This is a genomic window from Bradyrhizobium sp. (assembly GCF_027451485.1).
Taxonomy (GTDB): Bacteria; Pseudomonadota; Alphaproteobacteria; order Rhizobiales; family Xanthobacteraceae; genus Bradyrhizobium.
The window spans coordinates 20,220-40,031 of sequence record NZ_DAIDJE010000007.1 but is presented as its reverse complement, the minus strand read 5'-3'; the positions used below and the strand labels follow the sequence as shown (position 1 = coordinate 40,031).

The 19,812-nt window shown below is 61.3% G+C and carries 15 protein-coding genes and 1 pseudogene; 11 read left to right on the top strand and 5 right to left on the bottom strand.

All coding sequences use genetic code 11. From position 1 onward, the window contains the following. Positions 1-837: 837 nt before the first annotated feature. The 7 genes from NEZ08_RS01025 to NEZ08_RS00995 are packed head-to-tail and all read left to right on the top strand — an operon-like array spanning position 838 to position 8,451. Complete coding sequence (locus NEZ08_RS01025; RefSeq protein WP_298102167.1) at positions 838-1,611, top strand: enoyl-CoA hydratase-related protein; 774 nt, start codon at positions 838-840, stop codon at positions 1,609-1,611. A gap of 43 nt (positions 1,612-1,654) precedes the next feature. Beyond that, positions 1,655-2,515 carry a xanthine dehydrogenase family protein subunit M gene (locus NEZ08_RS01020; RefSeq protein ID WP_298102164.1) on the top strand — a complete coding sequence of 287 codons (861 nt, stop codon included), beginning with the start codon at positions 1,655-1,657 and terminating at the stop codon, positions 2,513-2,515. Between the two features lie 6 nt (positions 2,516-2,521). Next, entirely contained in the window at positions 2,522-3,004 is a 483-nt protein-coding gene (locus NEZ08_RS01015) for a (2Fe-2S)-binding protein (protein ID WP_298102160.1), read from the top strand. Next, positions 3,001-3,762: an N-acyl homoserine lactonase family protein gene (locus NEZ08_RS01010; protein WP_298102157.1), complete on the top strand. Its 762-nt coding sequence runs from the start codon at positions 3,001-3,003 to the stop codon at positions 3,760-3,762. The genes NEZ08_RS01015 and NEZ08_RS01010 overlap by 4 nt, the downstream gene beginning before the upstream one ends. After that, positions 3,755-6,154, top strand: a complete 2,400-nt coding sequence (locus NEZ08_RS01005) for a xanthine dehydrogenase family protein molybdopterin-binding subunit (protein ID WP_298102154.1) — start codon at positions 3,755-3,757, stop codon at positions 6,152-6,154. Before NEZ08_RS01010 ends, NEZ08_RS01005 begins: the two co-directional genes overlap by 8 nt. Next, positions 6,151-6,900 (top strand): SDR family oxidoreductase, encoded by a 750-nt coding sequence (locus tag NEZ08_RS01000; protein ID WP_298102152.1) that lies wholly within the window; start codon positions 6,151-6,153, stop codon positions 6,898-6,900. The genes NEZ08_RS01005 and NEZ08_RS01000 overlap by 4 nt, the downstream gene beginning before the upstream one ends. A gap of 12 nt (positions 6,901-6,912) precedes the next feature. Next, positions 6,913-8,451 carry a class I adenylate-forming enzyme family protein gene (locus NEZ08_RS00995; protein WP_298102149.1) on the top strand — a complete coding sequence of 513 codons (1,539 nt, stop codon included), beginning with the start codon at positions 6,913-6,915 and terminating at the stop codon, positions 8,449-8,451. A 13-nt stretch (positions 8,452-8,464) separates the two neighbouring features. Here NEZ08_RS00995 and NEZ08_RS00990 read toward each other — a convergent pair whose 3' ends face one another. Next, positions 8,465-9,391 (bottom strand): helix-turn-helix domain-containing protein, encoded by a 927-nt coding sequence (locus tag NEZ08_RS00990; protein ID WP_298102146.1) that lies wholly within the window; start codon positions 9,389-9,391, stop codon positions 8,465-8,467. On the opposite strand from NEZ08_RS00990, the gene NEZ08_RS00985 reads away from it, so the two are divergent. The 4 genes and pseudogenes from NEZ08_RS00985 to NEZ08_RS00970 all read left to right on the top strand — a co-directional run bounded on the left by NEZ08_RS00985 (position 9,384) and on the right by NEZ08_RS00970 (position 13,006). Then, a complete protein-coding gene (locus NEZ08_RS00985) occupies positions 9,384-9,515 on the top strand; it encodes a hypothetical protein (RefSeq protein WP_298102143.1) in 132 nt (43 codons plus the stop codon). The two genes, NEZ08_RS00990 and NEZ08_RS00985, sit on opposite strands and share 8 nt — an antisense overlap. A gap of 215 nt (positions 9,516-9,730) precedes the next feature. After that, positions 9,731-10,918 (top strand): annotated as a pseudogene (locus NEZ08_RS00980) (ABC transporter substrate-binding protein). A gap of 81 nt (positions 10,919-10,999) precedes the next feature. Further along, on the top strand, positions 11,000-12,556 hold the full coding sequence (locus tag NEZ08_RS00975) for a 4-hydroxyphenylacetate 3-hydroxylase family protein (protein ID WP_298102141.1): 1,557 nt from the start codon (positions 11,000-11,002) through the stop codon (positions 12,554-12,556). 45 nt (positions 12,557-12,601) lie between these two features. Beyond that, on the top strand, positions 12,602-13,006 hold the full coding sequence (locus NEZ08_RS00970; RefSeq protein WP_298102139.1) for a carbon monoxide dehydrogenase subunit G: 405 nt from the start codon (positions 12,602-12,604) through the stop codon (positions 13,004-13,006). A gap of 594 nt (positions 13,007-13,600) precedes the next feature. Here NEZ08_RS00970 and NEZ08_RS00965 read toward each other — a convergent pair. From NEZ08_RS00965 to kdpB, 4 genes are read right to left on the bottom strand one after another with little or no spacing between them, the layout of a single operon-like run. Next, entirely contained in the window at positions 13,601-14,290 is a 690-nt protein-coding gene (locus tag NEZ08_RS00965; protein WP_298102136.1) for a response regulator transcription factor, read from the bottom strand. Continuing rightward, positions 14,287-17,019: a sensor histidine kinase KdpD gene (locus NEZ08_RS00960; RefSeq protein WP_298102133.1), complete on the bottom strand. Its 2,733-nt coding sequence runs from the start codon at positions 17,017-17,019 to the stop codon at positions 14,287-14,289. Before NEZ08_RS00960 ends, NEZ08_RS00965 begins: the two co-directional genes overlap by 4 nt. A 32-nt stretch (positions 17,020-17,051) precedes the next feature. Further along, on the bottom strand, positions 17,052-17,666 hold the full coding sequence (locus NEZ08_RS00955; protein ID WP_298102131.1) for a K(+)-transporting ATPase subunit C: 615 nt from the start codon (positions 17,664-17,666) through the stop codon (positions 17,052-17,054). A 10-nt stretch (positions 17,667-17,676) separates the two neighbouring features. Then, positions 17,677-19,797 (bottom strand): potassium-transporting ATPase subunit KdpB, encoded by a 2,121-nt coding sequence (gene kdpB / locus NEZ08_RS00950; RefSeq protein ID WP_298102128.1) that lies wholly within the window; start codon positions 19,795-19,797, stop codon positions 17,677-17,679. Positions 19,798-19,812: the final 15 nt, after the last annotated feature.

The window sequence follows — 19,812 nt, the reverse complement described above, 5'->3', positions numbered from 1 at the left end:
ATTTTTAACCCGCGGCACTAAGCCAAGCTACGTCGCCGAGGGAAGTGGCTTACCCGTCCCGCCGCCGCCGCGCGTCAGAACCCGCAGCAGGTCACCTCGATGCAAGGGCTTGATCGGCGGCTGTAGGCGGCAGCTTCTGTTCCGCGTCAGTATCCGGGTTGCCAGAGTCCATGCGATCGGCGAGTTGCGAACGCTGTATCTACGCCGCAACGAACGCGCGTTTCCCGACCGCAGGTGCTTCTTGAGCGCGACACACAAGGCGATTGGCTCGACCGGATGCATGGCGGCCGCGTTACCGACCTCGCCACTATTACTGCGGCGAGATTCGCCGAGTCATTTTGAAGCCGTTACCGCCTGTCGATCCTTGGCAACCAGAATACTTCCTGTGCTTCTCCTTTGTTTCCGTGCCTTCATCCCATTCGATATAGCGCGCAGATCCGGTAGCACAGGTCGATTATGTGCTCGTCGTAGAACAGGATATTAGGGCGAGCAAAACGGACAATCTGTGCCGCTCGGCGCCGGGCGTTTACTGCGTAAACAGAACCGGAATGTTCGCATGCGGGGGCGCTTCGCGCTGTCCACTGCTAATCGCGATTTAGCGCATCGGTCTCGAGCGCCGTACCGGATCGGAAATCTATTCGCATCCGACCAGAGCGCAATCTTCATCCCATAGCCGAGCAACACTTCGGCCGTCGTCGTCGGGGTGGATGACTGACGACGAAGAGGCGGCTTGACGCAGCATGGCAAATTAGTCTACTTATGCAAGTGACGGTCGGCCGAGGCAGTTTGTTCCGCCTAGATGCGCCGACCTCGGAGCGTTCGGACACCAGAGGAGCCATGGAGGCGATCAAGATCGAACGGCGTGACGGCATCGCCTCTGTCACTCTCAATCGGCCGCGGGTGAAGAACGCGGTAACCTTGGCGATGTGGCGCGAATTATCCGGGATCTTTTCCAGCTTTGCTCTCGACCGGAACGTAAGCGGGGTCATAGTCAGGGGCGAGGGCAACAATTTCACGGTCGGCGCCGATATCAGCGAATTTGACACCATCCGCCATGACAAACAAAAGAGCGCGGAATACGAGGTCGCGGTCGATGCCTGTTCCGGTGCTATCGCGACGCTGGGGAAACCTGTCGTGGCCGCCATCTCCGGCTACTGTCTTGGGGGCGGTTGTCATCTCGCGCTAGCCTGCGATTTTCGCTTCGGGGACCGAACGGCGATGCTCGGCATTCCATCGGCGAAGCTTTCCATCGTCTACGGGGTGAACAGTGTGCAGCGCCTGCTTGCGCTTACCGGCGTGGCGAACGCCAAGCGTATTCTCTATTCAGGGGAGCGCTATGGCGCCGATCAGGCGATGTTGATGGGGTTGATCGATGAGATTCACGACGACGTTCAACTTGCCGCCGATCAATTCCTGCAGCGTCTCGCGGCTAATGCGCCTCTTTCGATCGCGGGAGCCAAGTTCATGCTGAACGGACTCTCGATGGGAGCGGGCTCCCTTGATTTGAGGCGGGCTCAGCAACTCATTGATGCCGCCTCGGACAGCGAAGATTTCAAGGAGGGCCGACGGGCCTTCGCAGAAAAAAGATCTCCGCGATTCCGCGGTGAATAAGAGCGGTGACGGGGAACGGTAAGGGTGTTGAAGGGCGAGGTCGATGAAGCCTGCCAAGTTTGACTATGTTGCACCGACGACGGTGGATGCTGCTGTCGAGGCTCTCGTGGCGGCGAACGGCGAAGGGAAGGTGCTCGCCGGCGGCCAGAGTCTGCTTCCTCTCCTCAACTTCAGGATGACGCGGCCGGGCGTGTTGGTCGATCTCAACGGCATTCAGGGATTGTCGTTTATCGAACCGAGAGGTGATCGGATCGCGATCGGCGCGTTGACGCGGCATCGCGAGATTGAGCAATCGCCACTGATCGCCTCAAAGCTGCCCGTGATGGCCGCAGCGATGCGACACGTCGCGCACCTCGCGATCCGAAATCGAGGCACGATCGGCGGCAGCTTGTCCCATGCCGATCCGGCGGCCGAGCTTCCGATGCTTTCCTTGTTCTACGGGGCCGAACTTTCCGTTCAAGGGCCGGCTGGCCGACGCATCGTTGCCGCGGAAGATTTCTTCGTCGACGCGCTGACGAATTGTCTTGAGCCGGAGGAGATCGTGGTGGAGATCGAGTTTCCAATGCTCGCATATGACGGCTGGGCGTTCGAGGAGGTTGCGCGCCGCTTCGGCGATTTCGCTCTTGCCAGCATCGCCGTATCCGTTCGGCGCGGCTCTTCCACGATTGATAACGTGCGCATTGCCGTGATGGGCGTGGCCGACACGCCGCTGCGGCTCAAAGCAGTTGAAGGGAAGTTCAGCGGCGTGTCGATCGACGACCGGACGCCTGATCGTTTTTCGGAGCTTGTCATGTCGAGCGTTTCCGCTAACAGCGACCTTCACGCCTCGAGCGAGTACCGCCAGCATTTGCTGGGAAAGTTGGCAGCCCGCGCCATGCGTACCGCCTTGACTGCGAAGGAATGATCGGAGATGAGCGCAAAGATATCGGTCATCGTCAACGGCGAGAAATACGACGTCCCAGGCGTGGAGCCGCGTCTTTTGCTGTCGGATTTCCTGCGTGACACGCTTGGACTGACGGGCACCCACGTCGGATGCGAACATGGCGTATGCGGCGCCTGCACCGTGCTGGTGAATGGCGACAGCGTCCGTTCCTGCCTGATGTTCGCCATTCAGGTCGACGGTTCGGAAATCACAACGGTGGAAGGTCTGGGAACGCCGGAAGAACTGAACGTGCTTCAGGCCCAGTTTCGCGAGCACCATGGGCTTCAGTGCGGCTTCTGCACGCCGGGAATGCTGATGACCGGCGAGGATCTGTTGCGGAAATATCCGCTGGCGACAGACGAAGACATCCGGGAGGGGCTCTCCGGAAATCTCTGCCGTTGCACCGGATATCAGAACATCGTCGCGGCGATCAGAAGCGCGGCCACTAAACGCTCGGAGAAGGCGTCATGAAACTCAATTTCCTCGCCGCTGGGCGTCTTCGGATGAAGAAGAGTATCTACCTGGCCGGCGCCGACCGAAGCGAAATGATCGATCTTCCGGTCAGTTGCGCCTTGATCCGGCACAAGCAGGGCAACGTGCTGTTCGATACCGGCTGTCATCCTTCCGTGGTCGAAAATGCCGAAGAGCGGTGGGGATCGCTTGCAAAAGTCATGAAGCCGCTCATGGACGCGGACCGAACCCTGCTGCCAAATCTGGCCTGCATCGGACTGGAGCCCGGCGACATCGACATCGTCGTCAATTCGCACTTCCATCCCGATCATTGCGGCTGCAACCAGTTCTTCCGGAAAGCGACGATCCTCGCCCACGCCAAGGAGATTGAAGCCGCGAACGCGCCGGGTGCGGAATCGGCTGGTTATCTCCGCGCTGATTGGGATTGCGGGCAGCCTATCGAAGCGGTGGCCGGGGAAAAGGACTTGTTCGGGGACTCCAGCGTCGTATTGGTGCCGTTGCCGGGACATACGCCGGGCACGCTCGGCGCTTTGGTCGGCCTCGACCGCGACGGCCAGTTTCTGCTGGCCTCGGACTCAGTCAGTCTGCGTCAGCTTCTCGATGCCGACATGGCGCCCCGCAATACCTGGAATATCGACCAGCAGTTGAAGTCGTTCGCAGAGGTGCGGCGGATCGAAAGAGCCGGTGCGACGGTGGTCTGTGGCCACGATGATGCGCAGTGGCAGAGCCTGAGGAAGGGAGCCGAAGGCTATGAATAGCGATAGGCCTGCTCAACCGTTGGACGTCCTGAGACCCAGGAATGTCGGTGCTCCGATCAGGCGCACGGAGGATCCGCGGCTGTTGACCGGCCGTGGCGAATATAGCGCCGACCGGAAGCCGGATCGTCCGCTTCACCTCGCATTCCTGAGAAGCAGCCAGGCCCATGCGCGGATCACCCGCATCGACACCGCCGCGGCGCTGGCCTCGCCGGGGGTCGTCGAAGTGCTCACAGCGGAGAGCATCGTCAAAGACTTCAAGCCCGTCATTCCGTTTTCGCGAATGACGAATTACTACGCCACGCCGATTCTGCCTCTCGCCGCGGGCAAGGTGCGTTACGTTGGCGAGGCCGTCGCCGCAGTCATCGCGACATCGCGATACTTGGCGGAAGATGCGCTCGAGTTGATCGAGATCGATTATGAGCCGTTGGGAGCGGTTTCACGCCCCGAGTTTGCGGTCACAGAAGGCGCTCCGCTGCTGCACGACGCGGCCGGCACAAACGTCTTGGTCGCTCGGGAGTTCAAGAAAGGCGACGTCGCCTCCGACTCGAAAGCCGCAGCGGTCAGGGTGGGTGGTCGTTTCGAGGTGACACGCAAGGCGCCGCTCGCGATGGAGCCTCGCAGCTATACGGTGGAATACGAAAAGCGGCGTGACGCCATTACGCTTTATACGTCATCGAACATACCAGGCATCGTCCGCGATGCGATTTCCGAATCGCTCGACCTTCCAGGCCACCGTTTGCGCGTGGTGGCGCCAGATGTCGGCGGAAGCTTCGGCTCGAAGGGCTCGCTCTATCCCGAAGAAATCCTGATCTGCATCGCGGCAAGAAGACTTCGCCGCTCGCTCAAATGGACCGCGGATCGTTTGGAAGATATCAGCAGCAGCAGCCAGGCTTTCGCCGAGATCGTCGACGCCGAGATGGGATTCGACGCGAACGGCATCGCGATCTCGCTTCAGGCGGATGTCATTGGCGACGTAGGGGCCTATTCGATCTATCCGTGGACCTGCGGACTGGAGCCGGTCCAGGTCGTCAGCTTCCTTCCCGGCCCGTATAAAATCGCATCCTATCGGGGCGCGGTCCGCGGCGTCGCCACCTGCAAGCCGCCGACGGGTCCTTACCGCGGCGTCGGCCGGCCGATTTCGACCTTCGTCACCGAGCGACTGATGGACCTCGGCGCCAAGGCCCTCGGTATCGATCCGCTCGAGATCAGACGCCGGAATCTGGTCAGGCCTGAGGAATTCCCCTACCGGATCGCTTCCGGGATTATCTGGGACAGGACCGGATTCGTCGAATGCCTGGACGCCGCTGCCGAGACAGCCGGCTATCGGGAATTGCGTAGCCTGCAGGCGGACGCGCGGAAGCAGGGACGTCTGTTCGGCATCGGTATCGCCAGCTATGCGGAGTTGACCGGTATCGGATCGCGGATAGCAGTCGCACCGGGAATGCCGATCAACACCGGTTCGGAGACTGCCAAGATCACCATCGACTCGACCGGCGCCATTACCGCCGCATTCGGCGTGGCCTCTCACGGCCAGGGACTGGAGACGACATTGGCTCAGATCGTAGCGGACGATCTCGGCGCGCGGTTCGAGGACGTTCGCGTCATCCAGGGAGACAGCGACGAAGTCCCGATGTCGACCGGATCATATGCGAGCCGTAGCGCGGTGTTGGGCGGCGGTGCTGCAAAGCACGCCTGCCGCATTCTCAGCGAAAAAATCAAGCGGGTTGCCTCCCATCTTCTGGAGGCCAATCAGGACGATATCGAAGTCTTCGGTGGCAAGGCCATCGTGCTCGGGACCGATCGCGCCGTGACGTTCAGGCAGATCGCCAAGGCGGTGTACTCGGACATGAAGACGCTGCCAGTCAAGGCGCGTGAGGAGCTGAGCGCGACCTACACTTACGACCCGATCAACGGAACAACTGCTGCGGCAACCCATATAGCTGCGGTCGAGGTCGATCCGGCGACGTGCTTCGTGCGGATTGTTAAATATGTGGTCGCGGAGGATTGCGGCCGGATCATCAATCCTTTGATCGTCGACGGCCAGGTGCATGGTGGTGTGGCGCAGGGCATCGGCGCGGCGCTGTTTGAGGAACTCGTCTATGACGACGACGGTCAGCTCCTGAGCGCGAGTCTCATCGACTATGTGATTCCCTCTGCCCCAGAAGTTCCGAATATGGAGGTCGTCCATGTCGAAAGTGAATCCGGCGTAGAAGGCGGGTTCCGCGGCATGGGCGAGGGCGGCACGATCGGCGCGCCTGCCGCGATCGCGAATGCGATCGCGGACGCGCTGTCGCCGCTCGGAATCGAAGTCTCCCTTCTTCCGATGACTCCGGAGCGGATCTTCAGGCTCATGGAGCAGGCCAAGCTGAAATCAAGAGGAAAAAGCAGATGAATGATCTCGAAGGACGCGTCGCTCTCGTTACGGGAGGCGGACGGGATGTGGGGGCTGCCATTTCGAAGATGCTGGCGGAACGCGGTGCGAGCGTCGCGGTCAACTATCATAGTTCGAAGGACGAGGCAGCGACGGTGGTCGCCGAGATTGAAAAGGCCGGCGGCAAGGCAAAGGCTTATCAGGCGGACATCGCAAATGCGGAGGCCGTCAAGCGAATGATCGCGGACATCAAAAGCGATTTCGGCGGCCTCGATATCCTCGTCAACAACGCTGGACTGGTGCTTCGCAAGCGCTTCAGCGAGAGCACGCCCGAAGATTGGAAAAGGCAGATCGATACTTGTCTGTACGGTGCGTTGAATTGTTCGCACAGCGCCGGCCCGCTGCTCGAGGCATCGGGTCGCGGTCGCATCATATCGATCATGGGCGACTCCTCGAGGGTTGGTGAGTCGGGGCTCGCGCTTGGAGCGGCTGCGCGGGCCGGCACGATCGCGCTGATGAAGTCGCTCGCTCGCGAGTGGGGCCGTTCGGGCGTCACCGCCAATTCGATCGCGCTGGGTCTCATCGAAACCGCTCACGACAAGCCCTGGGTGGACGCCAACCGCGAAAAGCTGGTCAAGGCCTATGCCATCCGCCGGCTCGGGTTGCCGTCAGATGTTGCACCGCTTGTGACCCTGCTCGCGTCCGACGCCGGAAGCTGGATCACGGGCCAGGTGATCAGCGTGAACGGCGGATACAGCATGGTCTAGAGGGAGGCGAGGATGATTCATGTTGACTTGATCGCGCCTATCGCAACGCTGCTCGACCGCCACGCGAAACAGCGACCGGACAAGGTCGCGTATTGGGACGCGTCCCGATCTGTTGCATACGGTGACCTTGCCCGGCGAACCGCTTCGATTGCGGCGAATTTGACGAAGGCCGGTCTGCGCGACGGCGACAAGATTGCAATTTATCTGCCGAACGGCGTCGACTGGATCGAAGCCTGCCTCGCCGCACTGCGTGCCGGCGCGCTCGTCGTCCCAATCAGTTTCGACGCGGCTGAAGGCGAGATCAGCTACCGCCTGGCGGATGCCGGCTGCGGGTTTGTGGTCACGACGCCCGCCAGGACGGAATTGATCGACAAGATTTGCCGCGATGCCGCCATCGCGCCGACGGTGATCCTTGCCGGCTCGGCGGCGTCGCGGACAGCGATGACCCTGGCAGATCTCGCGGCAGGGGCTAGCGCGCCGCCGGCCGATTCTGGTGATATCGACCGCTCTTCCTTCATTATCTATACGTCCGGCACCACGGGCCGGGCGAAAGGCGTGCTTCTTTCGCTGCGCGGTATGTTGTGGATCTCTGCGGCATGCTGGGCGCCGATCTGCGAACTGACCGAGAACGATGTCGTTCTGTCGCCGCTTCCCTTGTTCCATTCCTATGGTCTTAACCTCTCTGTGCTCGGCATTCTCGCAATCGGTGCGAGCGAGCACATCATGGAGAGATTTTCTCCGCAGCAGGCGCTCGATCTGTTGCAGACCGGGAAGTATTCGCTGATGCCGGGCGTGCCCACGATGTTCCACTATCTTCTACATCGGGCCCAGGAGAGCGGCATCGAACGTCTCGGCTTGCTCCGCCTCTGCATCTCGGCCGGCGCCATCATGCCCGCGACCCTGAATGAGGCATTCGAGGAGCGCTTCAAGACGCGGCTTCTGGACGGCTACGGCATCACGGAAACCTCCACCATGGTCACGATGAACTGGCTGCGCGGCGCCCGGCCGATGGGCTCGTGCGGACTACCCGTGCCAGGGCTCGCTGTTCGGATCGTCGATCCGTCGTCGCGCGAGGATGTCCTGATCGGCGAAGAAGGCGAATTGATCGTACGGGGACCGAACCTGATGCAGGGCTACCATAACAAGCCTGCGGAGACAGCGTCGGCACTGCGTAGGGGCTGGTACCATACCGGCGACCTCGCGAAATCCGACGCTGCCGGCTATCTGACGATCACCGGCCGGATCAAGGAACTGATCATCCGCGGCGGCCAGAACATCGCGCCGGCGGAGATCGAGGAGGTCGTTGTGCGGCATCCCCAGGTGGCCGATTGTGCGGTCGTCGGAATCAAGCATGCCACGCTCGGCGAAGTGCCGTGTCTTTTCGTGGTCGCCAAAACCGGCCAACTCGATATCGTCGCGCTGATGGACCACTGCAGGGCCCATTTGTCGGCCTACAAGATTCCCGAAGCCACTCATCTCGTCGCAGAGATACCCCGCACCGGGTCCGGGAAAATCATGCGCTTCAAGTTGGTCGAGACTTTAGGCCGATAGGACGAGGGTGGGATCACGCGTCGACCGAGCGCGGCCCCAAGGCACCGAAGACTTTGGGATCGTAGGTCAGCCGGTAGCGCATATCCGCGGCAATGATCGGTTGCTGGCAGCGGTCGCAGTTTACCGACGCGTGGAAATCGTGCCCGCAGACGCGATGGGTGAGCAGCAGCGGCGGCTTTCCCTTGGCGAGCCATCGGTCGCCCCAATGCAGCATCGTGATGAAAGGCGCATAGAGGTCGCGCCCCATGTCAGTGAGAAGATACTCGTAGCGGTCGGGCGAGCTCTGGTACTTTCGACGGAAAAGCACGCCGTTGGAGACGAGTCGACTGAGCCGGTCTGTCAGGATGTTCGGTGCGATGGCGAGTTCGGTCAGGATCTTGTCGTATCGCCGGTTGCCGAAGAATCCCTCCCGGACGACCATAAAGCTCCACTTGTCGCCGATGATCTGTAATGCACGCGAGACCGAGCTCGGGCGGCCGAGCAGGAAACGGCTTCCATCAGAGGCCCGCCTGGTGTTTCGGCCTGCCTTGGCAGGCGTATATCCAGCTCCCGGTCCGTCACGGTAGATTGCGTCCCGCGCTTCGACTCGCTCGCCGCAATGCGAACATGCGACGATCGGGTGACTGTCGCAGCCGCAGTTCACGTGGACCAACGTGAGCGGGGCCGGCTTTCCCGTGGCGAGCCAACGGTCCCCGAACTGCATCAGAGCGATGAAGCTCGGATACAAATCGAATCCCATCTTCGTCAGACGGTATTCCTTGCGCAACGAAGATCCCGGCGCGACCTGACGGAATATGCCGAGTTGCGTAAGCTTCTTCAGGCGGTCCGAAAGCGTCGCGCGGGGTATGCCGAGCGCGCCTCGAAACGCCTCGAACGTCTGCGTCCCGAAGAAGGCCTCTCGGATGATCAGAAAGGCCCAGGAGTCGGAGACGATGTCCAACGTGCGCGCGACCGAACAATTCCGTTCGCGTCGCACGCCTTGGGGGCTGCTCTTGATCGTTCTCGCGACGGGTCTGTCCGAGCGCTTCGTCGTGTGGAGCTTGGCGGTGGCCGGCATTCCCTGACAATCTGTGTTCGCAGCCGCCATTCGACGGCCGCTTCGAAAAGCGGGGATCGTTTAACACATCGCGGGAATTGACTCCCCAGAAAAATAAGTCTAGTTACGCATGTAACTAAAGTCTAGTTATGCATGTAATGAACGAGGCATACCTCGTCTCAATCGCCTGGGGAGATCAGCATGAAGCTGGCAGTTCAAAGATTTCTCATTGCGGCGGCAGCAATGGCGGTCGCTTTCGGAAGCGGCGCGGTCGCCCAGACCGCAGCGATTTCCGACGACGTCGTGAAGATCGGCGTGCTCACGGATATGTCCGGCCAGTTCTCCCACGAGTCCGGCGAGGGCGCGGTAACCGCCGTGAAGATGGCGGTCGAGGATTTTGGCGGCAAAGTGCTCGGAAAGCCGATCGAGGTCATCGTCGCCGATCATCAGAACAAACCAGATGTCGCTTCGACTATCGCACGCAAATGGTTCGACGTCGAGCATGTCGACATGGTCGCCAACCTGATCAATTCCTCGATCGCGCTCACGGTATCTCAGCTCGCAAAAGAGAAGAACAGGATTGCGATCATCAACGGCTCTGGCGCATCCCGCCTCACCAACGATGCTTGCACGCCGAACAGCGTCCATTACGCCTACGACACCTATGCCCTTGCGCGCGGGACCGGCAGCGCGCTGGCCAAGGCCGGTAAGAAGTCGTGGTATTTTTTGACGGCGGACTACGCATTCGGACATGCACTGGAAGCGGACACCTAGGCGATCGTGAAGGCAATGGGCGGCGAGGTCGTTGGATCGACCCGCTACCCGCCTGATTCATTCGATCAGTCCTCGTTCTTGCTGCAAGCGCAGTCGTCGAAAGCGCAGGTCGTCGCGCTGGCCGGCTCCGGCAACGTGCTGGTGAACTCGATCAAGTCTGCTCAGGAATTCGGAATTCCGCAAGGCGGCCAAACGCTGGCAGGCCTTCTGGTTTGGATAACCGACATCAAGGCCCTCGGTCTCTCAGTCGGCCAGGGACTCGTGCTGACGAATGCTTTCTACTGGGATCGCGATGACGAGACGCGTGCATGGTCCCGCCGCTTCTACGAGCGGATGAAGCGGATGCCGCATATGGGCGACGCCGGCGATTATTCCTCGACCATGCATTATCTGAAGGCCGTACAAGCGGCCGGTACCGACGAGGCTCAGGCCGTTATGAGCAAGATGCGCGAAATTCCGATCAACGATTTTTTCGCGAGGAACGGGCGCATCCGCGAAGATGGCCGCATGCTGCACGACATGTACGTGTATGAGGTGAAGAAGCCGTCCGAGTCCAACGGCGAGTGGGACTATTATAAGCTGCGCGAAGTGATCCCGGGAGACCAGGCGTTCCGTCCGATCAAGGACAGCGCCTGCCCGCTCGTCAAGAAGGGTTGATGCCGAGGCTGCGGGTTCCACGATAGACTGACTCCCGGCGCCGCGTCCCGAGCGGGCCGGGAACGTCATTTGGAGACACTGATGGATCAGGAAAACGTCGCGAGTGCCTTGGCCGCGAAGTCCCGCAAGCCGATCAAGTCGGGTTCCGAGTACATCGAGAGCCTGAGAAATCGCAGACTCAAAGTCTATCTGATGGGTGAACTGGTCGATGAGCCCGTTGATCACCCGATCATACGGCCTTCAATCAATGCAGTTGCGCAGACTTACGATCTCGCCAACGAAAATCCGGAGCTAGCCTCTGCCATCTCGCCCTTTACGGGTGAGCGCGTGAATCGCTTTCTGCACATTTCGACGAGCGCTGCCGATCTCGTCATGCAGAACAAGATGCAGCGCCGGCTTGGGCAACTGACCGGCACCTGTTTCCAGCGTTGCGTTGGCATGGACGCTTTGAACTCGCTCCATTCCGTCACTTACGATTTGGATGAGAGATTCGGAACGCAGTATCACGTCAAGTTCAAGCAATTTCTGACGCAGATGCAGCGAGCGAACTTCGTGATCGGCGGCGCGATGACCGACGTGAAGGGAGACCGCGGCAAGTCGCCTTCGCAACAGGCCGACCCCGATCTGTTCGTGCACGTCACTCGGCGCACCGCCGAGGGCGTCTACATCAGCGGTGCCAAGGCGCACCAGACGGGATGTCTGAATTCGCACTGGCTGATCGTCATGCCGACCCTGAGGCTCGATGCGGCGGACAAGGACTATGCGATCGTTGGCGCGCTGCCGGTGGATGCGGAAGGCATCACCTACATTTACGGCCGGCAGTCGTGCGACACGCGGAGCGCGGAAGGCGGCGATATCGATGCGGGTAACGCGCGTTTCTCCGGCCAGGAGGCGATGGTCATCTTCGACAATGTGTTCGTTTCGAACAATCACATCTTCATGGATGGTGAGACGGAATACGCCTCGTCATTGGTGGAGCGGTTCACCTGTTATCATCGGCGCAGCTACGTCTGTAAGACCGGTGTTGGTGACGTTCTGATCGGCGCGGCCGCGACGATTGCTGATTACAACGGGGTCGATCGCGCCTCACACGTCAAAGACAAGCTCGTCGAGATGACTCACCTGAACGAAACGATTTACGGCACGGGCGTTGCCGCAAGTCATCAGGGCATTGAAATGAAGTCCGGCGCGTATTTGCCGGACGAAATGCTCGCAAATGTCTGTAAGCATCATGTCACTCGGCTGCCTTACGAGATCGGACGGCTGGCGCAAGATCTGTCCGGGGGGTTGATGGTGACGCTGCCTTCCGAAATGGAGTTCCGTCACGCGACGGTTGGCCCGCTGATCGAAAAGTATCTTAAAGGTCGGCCCGAGATCGCCACGGAAGACCGTATTCGCATTCTTCGCCTCGTGGAAAACATGACACTGGGGCGGAATGCCGTCGGATATCTGACGGAGTCAATGCACGGAGCAGGATCGCCGCAGGCTCAACGGATCCAGATTGCGCGGTCGATGCAGCTCGAGTTCAAAAAGGAATTGGCAAAGACGTTGGCGGGCATAGCGTCCGCGTCGCGCGAAGAGATTTCGAAGGATCTTTCTACCTACATGGCTCGGGTGTTCACGCCCGTGCGCAACTAGCGACGAATCCGTGATCTTCGACCCCCGCAATCAGAGAGCTACTACATGGCAATGACAATGAACGGGGAGATGCGGCTTGCCGCGCCCAGGGAGGTGGTCTGGACCAAGTTGAATGATCCGGACGTCCTGAAGGCTTGCATTCCGGGCTGCGAGGAATTGGAAAAGATTGGCGATCAGGGCCTTCGTGCGACGGCGAGGATGAAGGTCGGGCCTGTCTCCGCGCGCTTTTGGGGAAAGGTCGAGCTAAGTGACCCCAATCCACCGAAAGGTTACAAGATTTCCGGAGAGGGTGAGGGTACTGTGGCCGGTTTTGCCAAGGGCAGCGCGAAGGTTGACCTGGCTGAAAAGGACAGCGGCACGCTTTTGACCTATCAAGTCGATGCCCAGATCGGTGGAAAGCTGGCGCAACTCGGCCAACGTCTAATCAACGGTTGGCCAAGGCGCCACTAACATGCAGTGCATCGAAGCGATTGTGATCGTGCGACGAACGCCCGTTTTCTGTCGGTTAAGCCCAGCGGTGCGACCGGTAAGTCATTGATCGTTCTCAACTCGCCGCTATCTCTTAATCAGCGGGTCCCAGGTTCGAGCCCTGGTGCGCCCACCAAGCAAGTCAAGCAAATCAATGAATTGTAGCGCGCGGCGTTCGCGCGCGATCAGGCGCATTTGGCTTGTCCCGCGGGGGGCACAAGGAAGGAGCTGGAGATCCGTCGGATATCCATTTATCCAAAATCGTGATTCACCTGGGGCGTGGCCCGAGACTTACAAACGCACCCTCGTCTGGCCAACTCAAAGCAACGGCATTGACCACTTCCTGACGCTCATCGTTTGCTCTTTGCACCCCACGGGTTCAAGACGACAGTTGCGACCTCGGGGATCGTCCAGGCACTTTTCTCCCCGGATCCAAATCCCGAACCCGGGTTGGAGGCGTGGGACCCGGCAGCTTAATTCTTCATCTCGTACCTTCACGCGCTCTCGCGGCTGAAGTCGAGGGCCGGAGACGGCGCGAATTGGCAGGCAACGGCCAAAAGATGACTCGCCACCCGGTCAATCTGCGGTTCGGAGCCGATACCCGATTCCGGTTTCGGTGAGCACGATTTGCGGACGTTCTGGATCGTTCTCGATCTTCTGCCGGAGCTGGCGAACATAGACGCGCAGATATTGCGCATCGGTCATTTCGTCCCAGAGCTCCTTGAGCAGAAAGCGGTGAGTGAGAACCTTGCCGGCGTGCTGCACCAGGACACGCAACAGGTCATACTCCTTTGGCGAGAGCTTGACCTCGCGATCGCCGACCTTGACGATGCGGCGCACGAGGTCGACGGAGAGATCGCCGGTGCGAAACACCGGACGCTCGCCGTGGACCTGCAACTGATGCCGAAGCGCGGTGCGCATTCGTGCCAGCAGTTCATCCATGCCGAACGGCTTGGTGAGGTAATCGTCGGCTCCGAGATCAAGCGCCTGAACCTTTCCGGCCTCGTCGTCGCGGCTCGACAGCACCACGATCGGAACGCCTTCGTTGCGGGTGCGGATCATTCGCAGCAGTTCATGCCCCTGGATGTCGGGCAGGCCGAGATCGAGGATGATGAGAGCGGGATGCTGGGCAAGCAATTCCAGCCCGGTCTTGCCGCTGGTCGCCTCCAGGATGTCATAGCCCTGCGTGCTCAGCCCCATCCGCAGCAATTTGCGGATCGGCGGCTCATCATCGATGACGAGCACCTTGATCGGGGGCGCGCTCATGCGGCGGTATCCAGCATGGTTGATGCCGAAGGCGCAACAGGAAGACGAATGGTCAGCACCGCGCCGCTGCGATCGGCGCGGTTGTCAGCCGAAATCGTACCGCCCATCGCTTCGACAAAGCCGCGCGCAATCGCAAGCCCGAGTCCCGTGCCGGGGCGAACGTGATCGCCCTTCTGGGCGCGGTAGAACTTGTCGAAAACGCTCTCCAGCTCGGAATGCGGAATGCCTTCGCCCTCGTCGAGAATCTGAAGCGCGACAGTCGCCTTGTCCCGCCAGCCCCGGATCGAAACCGTCGTATCGGGCGGGGCATACTTGGCCGCGTTATCGAGCAGGTTGAACAACGCCTGCTCGAACAGCACGGCGTCGAGCTCGAGCATCGGCAAATCGGCATCGAGCTCCAGCGATACCTTGTGGTGAATCAGAATCTTGCCAGCCCGGCGCAGTGCACTGCCGACGATTTCGCCGAGATCATGCCGTGCGGTATTCGGCTTGACGGCCCCGGACTCGAGCCTGGTCATGTCGAGCAGGTTGGCGATGAAACGATTGAGCCGCTCGGACTCGTCGATCACGGTTGCCAAAAGATCGCGCTTCTCGGCATCGGTCAGCCCGCCGGCGAGATCGCGCATGGTCGAGGCGGCGCCGAGCACGGAAGCGAGAGGCGTCTTGAGATCGTGGGAGATCGAGGTCAAGAGCGCCGAGCGCAGACGATCGGATTCGACCGTGCGCTTGACACGGTCCATGTCTTCCACCAGCAAAACGCGTTCGATTGCAAGCGCACCCTGATCGACCAGCGCATCGAGCAGGCGGCGCTGGTCCGGGGTCAACAGCGGACCGGTCTTGTCGTCGTCGATTCCGATGACGCCGATCAACCCGCGTCCGGTCCGCATCGGCAAGAACAGGCGCTTGGCTCCCGGCAAGGTGTCGGAACCGCGTCCCGCCGGGCGGTCATTGCCCCAGGCCCAGTTGGCGGCCGCAAGATCGGCCTTGTCGAGCTGATCCTCCGGCGGATAACCCGCTTTGACCGTGAGTATGCCGTTGTCCGGGAGCAGCAGTACCACGCGCACCTTCAGCATCAGCGCGGTCTGGTAGGCGGTCGCCCATAGAACGTCATCGAGCGTGCCGGTGCCGGCCAGCTTGCGGCTGAAAGCATAGAGCTGCTCGGTGGTCCTGATACGGCCGATCGCGGTGTCCGCCTGGGAGCGCACCCGCGAGGCGACGTTCGATACCAGAATGGCGATCAGCATGAAGAAGAAGAAAGCCACCACGTTGTTCGGATCGGTAATGGTGAACGTATAGATCGGCGGCATGAAAAAGAAATTGTAGCAAAGCGAGGCCGCGATGCTGGTCAGGATCGATGGCCAGAGGCCGTAGCGCACGGCGACGGTGACCACCGCCGTGAGGAAGACCAGATCGACATTCTCGATCCCGCCGAACAACGGCTGAACGAATTCTCCGGCAACAAGTGCGACCGCCACGATCAGGAGCGCCATCAGGTAGGGTCTCGGATGGAACGGCTCCGCGCGCACTGCGGTGCGCACCGTCTTCTTCGGAACCGGATCGGAGGCAAGCTCCTCGCCTGCAATCACATTGACGCTGATATTGCCGGCACGGCGCACGAGATCGTGCACCACCGATCCCCGCCTGAGCTCGAACCACAGCGAGCGCTGGGATTTTCCGATGATGATCTGGGTGACGTTGTTGGTTTGCGCGAAGCCGATGATATCGTCGGCAATCCGCCGACCGACGGCGGGAATGGTCAGCGCCTCGCCATCCAGCGCCTCGGCCAGCCGCAAGGTATCGGCGAGGCGGTCGCGCTCCTCGTCGCTCAGCTGCAGCGTGCGCCGCGTCTCGATGCTGAGCGCCGTCCACGGCGCATGCAGCCGGTCGGCCAACCGCTTGGTATAACGCACCAGGCCGGCAGAGCGCGGATCTTCGCTGATGCAGACGAGGATACGTTCGCCCGCGGCCCACGGACCAGCAATGGCGTTGGCCTGCATGTGCGTGAGCAACTGCTCATCAACGCGCTCGGCGGTGCGTCGCAGCGCGAGTTCGCGTAGCGCGGTGAGGTTGCCCGGTGAGAAATAATGCTCGAGCGCGCGCTCGGCCTGTCTGGGAACATAGACCTTGCCTTCCTTCAGACGCTGGATCAGGTCGTCCGGCGTGAGATCGACCAGTTCGATGCCGTCGGCGCCATCGAACACCGAATCGGGCACGGTTTCGCGCACCCGCACGTGCGTGATCTGCGCGATCACGTCATTGAGGCTTTCGATGTGCTGGATATTGACTGCGGTGTAGACGTCGATGCCGCGCGACAACAGCTCCTCGACATCGAGGTAACGCTTGGGATGGCGGCTGCCGGGCGCATTGGTATGGGCGAGCTCGTCGACGAGTGCGAGCTGGGGACGCCGCGCGATCAGCGCGTCGAGGTCCATTTCCTCGAGCGTTTGATCTCTGTAGGCGATGCGCTTGCGCGGAATAATTTCGAGGCCCTGCAGCAGCGCCTCGGTCTCGACCCGGCCGTGGGTTTCTACAAGGCCGACCACGACATCGACGCCGGCTTTCCGGCGGGCGTGGGCGCTTTGCAGCATCTCATAAGTCTTGCCGACGCCGGGCGCGGCGCCGACGAAAATCTTCAGCCGCCCAGCCCCGCTGGTCTCGCGCTTGGCCTGCTCCAGCAGGGCCTCCGGCGAAGGGCGTTGTTCGGAATCGCGGCGCTGCTGCTGAGCCATGGCAACAATATAGCCGTGAGGCCGCGCCGGGCCTAGTGGACCCGGCTTTGGCCCGCGGCGTCGAGCGCCAGGTTGAGCGCCAGCACGTTAACCCTGGGCTCGCCAAAAATCCCGATCAGGCGGCCGGAGGTGTTATCCGCCACCAGTTGCCGAAGTGTGTCCTCCGACATGCCGCGAGCCTTCGCGACGCGCGGGACCTGAAACAGCGCACCTTCCGGCGAGATGTCCGGATCGAGGCCGCTCGCGGACGTGGTCACAAGATCAGCTGGGACCGGTTGCGACGGATTCTCCGCCTTCAGCTTGTCCACGTCCTCCTTGAGCCGGTCAGCCAAGGCCTTGCTGGTCGGCCCGAGGTTCGACCCACCGGAATTCGCCGCGTTATCCGGCGCAGGCACCGTCTTCGAGGCGTCGGCCGGGTCCGGCGCAGTCGTCGCCGACGGACGGCCGTGGAAGTATTTGTCGTCCTTGAATTCCTGCCCGATCAGGGCAGAACCGATCACCTTGCCGTCCTTCTCGATCAGGCTTCCCGCGGCCTGTTTCGGAAAGAACGCGTCGGCAAGGCCGGTCATGGCAAGCGGATAGGCGAGGCCCGTGATCAGCGTCAGGCCGACAAGAAGGACAATCGCAGGACGGATTTCTCTCAACATGACTGCCTCCTCAAGCGAGGTGCAAGGCGGTGACGAGGAGGTCGATCGCCTTGATGCCGATAAACGGAATAATGATGCCGCCGACGCCGTAAATCATCAGGTTGCGGCGCAGAAGTGCGCCGGCTCCGACGGCGCGATAGGCCACGCCCTTCAGTGCCAGCGGAATCAGCGCGATGATGATCAGCGCGTTGAAGATGATCGCCGAGAGGATTGCGCTTTGCGGGCTTGCCAGTTGCATCACGTTGAGCACCGAAAGCTGCGGGTAAAACGCGAGGAACATCGCCGGGATGATCGCGAAATACTTGGCGACGTCGTTGGCGATCGAAAACGTCGTCAGCGCCCCGCGTGTCATCAGAAGCTGCTTTCCGATCTCGACCACCTCGATCAGCTTGGTCGGGTTGGAATCGAGATCGACCATGTTGCCGGCCTCGCGAGCGGCCTGGGTGCCGGTATTCATGGCGACACCAACATCGGCTTGCGCCAGCGCCGGCGCGTCGTTGGTGCCGTCACCGCACATCGCCACCAGCTTGCCCTTGGCCTGCTCATTGCGGATCAGCTTCAATTTGTCTTCGGGCGTTGCCTGCGCAAGGAAGTCGTCGACTCCGGCTTCTGCCGCGATAGCCGCAGCCGTCATCGGGTTATCGCCGGTGATCATCACCGTGCGGATGCCCATGCGGCGCAGCTCGGCGAAGCGCTCGCGGATGCCGCCCTTGACGATGTCCTTGAGATGGACGACGCCAAGCAGACGGCCGTCTTTCGCCACCGCCAGCGGCGTGCCGCCGGCCTTGGCAATTTCGTCGGAGATCGCCAGAACATCGCGTCCGGCTTCCGAGTGAGACGCAGCCTGGATCGCGCGGACCGCGCCTCCAGACGCGGTCGCCTGGGCTACACTGCCTCCATTTATATAATTCAGAATGGCATCGACCGCGCCCTTGCGCACCGACGAGCCGGCGGCATCGATGCCGCTCATCCGGGTTTGCGCCGTGAAGGGTACGAAAGTCGCGGACAATTCGCCCATGTCGCGGCCGCGGATGCCGTATTTCTCCTTGGCCAACACCACGATCGAGCGCCCCTCCGGCGTCTCATCCGCGAGCGAGGCGAGCTGAGCCGCATCCGCCAGCTCCTGCTCGGGAACGCCGCGAACAGGGCGGAAGGCCGTCGCCTGGCGGTTGCCAAGCGTGATCGTGCCGGTCTTGTCGAGCAGGAGCGTATCGACGTCGCCTGCAGCTTCGACCGCCCGGCCCGACATCGCCAGCACGTTGAAACGCACCAGGCGGTCCATGCCGGCAATGCCGATCGCCGACAACAACGCGCCGATGGTGGTCGGAATCAGCGTGACAAACAGCGCCACCAGGATGACGACAGATATGGAGCCGCCGGCATAAGTCGCGTAGCTCGGGATGGTGACGGTCGCAAACACGAAGATGATGGTGAGGCCCGCCAGCAAAATGTTCAGCGCGATCTCGTTCGGCGTCTTCTGCCGCTCGGCGCCCTCGACCAGCCTGATCATGCGGTCGATGAAGGTCGAGCCCTGCTCCGCAGTGATCCGAACGCGGATCCAGTCGGACAGCACCTGCGTGCCGCCGGTCACCGCCGAGCGGTCGCCGCCAGACTCCCGGATCACGGGCGCGGATTCACCGGTGATCGCGGCTTCGTTCACCGAGGCAACCCCCTCGATCACCTCGCCGTCGGAGGGAATGTTGTCGCCGGCCTCGACCAGCACGATATCTCCGACCTTGAGGCTGGTCCCCGGCACCAGGCGGTAGTCGCGACCCGAGCCGGCCAGGAGCTTGGCCTGGCTCTCCGTGCGGGTCTTCCGCAACGTTTCCGCCTGCGCCTTGCCACGACCTTCGGCTACGGCTTCGGCAAAGTTTGCAAACACCACCGTGAACCATAGCCAGACGATGATCTGCAAGGTGAAGGAAAGATCGGTACCGCCGGTCACGAGATCACGCAGGAAGATCACCGTCGTCAGTGCGGCGACGACCTCGACCACGAACATCACCGGGTTCCTGGCCATCTGCCGTGGATCAAGCTTGGCGAAAGCGGCGCCGATGGCCGGTATCAAGATCTTGGTATCGAGCATCGTGGCGACCGGCATGCGCTTATTCATTTTGACGACGGGTTCCATGGAGGTCACTCCGAA